We start from the raw sequence: 2,176 nt of genomic DNA on the forward strand, positions 1-2,176 counted from the left end.
CCGCATAAAATTCATCCTGAATAGTACGATGGAAACGCTCGCATATACCATTAGTTTGAGGACTTTTGGCCTTAGTTTTAGTATGGTCAATATCTTCTATAGCCAAATATAATTGATATTCGTGTTGCTCCCTATTACCACAATATTCTGTACCCCTATCAGTTAAAACTCTTAGTAGACGAATCTGATTTTGCTCATGAAAAGGAATAACCTTATCATTGAGCATATCAGCGGCTACTAAAGCGTTTTTCCGGTCATAGAGTTTAACAAAAGCTACCTTTGAATAAGTATCTATAAAAGTCTGTTGATAAATATGGCCTACTCCCTTAATATTACCTACGTAATACGTATCCTGTGCTCCTAAATAACCCGGATGATGTGTCTCTATTTCTCCATGAGCCTGTTTCTCAGCTTTGGCTCTTTCTAAGGCTGTTATTTGCTCATCTGTAAGGATAATTCCTTCCTGATTAACCTTCGCTTCCAATGCTTTTAAACGTTTCTTAAAGGTAGCTAAATCATGTCTTAACCAGATTGAACGTACTCCACCAGGAGAGACAACTATACCTTGTTTCTTTAGCTCATTTGATACTCTTAGCTGTCCATAAGCTGGTAAGTCCAATGCCATCTTGACAACGGCTTCTTCTACTAACGTATCTACCCGATTTTTCTCTATGGGTTTTCTGCGACTAATTTCTTGAAGTGCTAATTCACCACCTTGTTCATAGAGTTCCTTGAAGCGATAGAAACTATCTCGACTATAACCCATTACCTTGCAAGCCTTTGAGACATTGCCTAAAACATTGGCAAGTTCTAATACTCCTAACTTGTTCTTGATGATTTTTGCCTGTGTTGTCATTTGATTTAATCTTTAATTTTAAGTTACTAAATAAATCGTAACTGTCAGATTAAATCATGACTATTTCAGTTTATAACTCGAAATCTTCATCAGCGATTCTATCAGCGAAAATAATACTGATTTCTGATAAAATCTCTTTCCAGCTAAAAACCTTCTTATTCCAGAGTTTATCCATGTTCATAATGGATAGAAAAGCCAATTTTAGCAAAGCATTATCAGAGGTAAATGCACCCTTAGTCTTGGTCAGTTTACGAATCTGCCTATGATATGCCTCAATGGTATTGGTTGTATATACAATTTTTCTAATGGCTGGGGAGTATTGAAAAAAGACAGATAACCTTTCCCAATTATTAATCCAGGGCTCAACCGCCTTAGGGTACAATTTACGCCGGCTTTCCTTGGAAATTCTCTTAGATAAAATATTCTAACGACAAGACACTCAAAAATCTGAGTGTCTTGTTGATTTTCAAAGAGCAACATCTTTAAAAAGTACAATCTATCGTGAGTTTTTCGTCAATTGAGACTTTTCTGTTTACGAGTAGACACACTGAACCACCCCATTTTATGGGTGAGTTTTGATATGAAATTTTCAATTTAAGCGGCCATTTGGGCTTGCCTTTGAGCTTTCTGTCTTCGTTTGGCAATCAAAACAGCATTGGCAGTGTGAATACCGAAAAATAGCCAAACTTGTTCGTTGTCAGGACTTCTGGCTTTGTTCTTATGCAAGAGGTAATGTTCCTTTTCATTACCAAAACTGCCTTCTAAACGTGTAGCTCTTTCTTTATTAAGTACTGCTTTGATTTGTTTGGTAGCTTTATCATCTTTTCCAGTACCCTTTCTAATAAAGTTGGTCTGGATGTTCTTCTGAGTAGTATATTTACGATTTTCATTGGTAGCATAAATCCTGTCAGCAGCTATATGGGTACATAGACCAAAAGTACTTTTATGTTTGACTATACTGATTTTCAGACGTTTACACTCATTGAAGGCTTCATAACTTCCATATTCAATTATGCTGATTCCACCTACCTGCAACTTATGAACCTTCATTCCGAACTCTAAGGGTTTATTCTCTTTTCCCCTGATAATGGGTCTGAGGTAGGGTTTGTACAAACTTACTATCCGGTTTGGTATCTTGGCTTGTGGGTGTAAGTATCGCTGTTTTTGCTGTTGATAAACCAGTTTAATGGTCTTAAATGTTTCAGCGTCTACCATACTTAATCCTTTCGCTTGAGTTTGATTGAGCAGGGATTGATAGGCTTCTATTCCTTTATCCAACAATTTTAGTAAAGCATTTTGCCTGCTTCTGGTTTTTCTATA

General features: G+C 36.6%; 2 protein-coding genes and 1 pseudogene. All 3 read right to left on the minus strand.

What is annotated here, in order from left to right; genetic code table 11:
• The coding region (locus EWM59_RS27315) for an IS481 family transposase (RefSeq protein ID WP_130021487.1) at positions 1-856 on the minus strand (856 nt) is incomplete at its 3' end.
• A 70-nt stretch (positions 857-926) separates the two neighbouring features.
• Positions 927-1,214 (minus strand): annotated as a pseudogene (locus EWM59_RS28875) (transposase); the annotation flags it as partial.
• A 236-nt stretch (positions 1,215-1,450) separates the two neighbouring features.
• A partial coding sequence (locus EWM59_RS27325; RefSeq protein WP_510186009.1) for a transposase family protein occupies positions 1,451-2,176 on the minus strand: 726 nt, incomplete at its 5' end.

The sequence above is a fragment of the Emticicia agri genome, from assembly GCF_004168285.1.
Lineage (GTDB): Bacteria > Bacteroidota > Bacteroidia > Cytophagales > Spirosomataceae > Emticicia > Emticicia agri.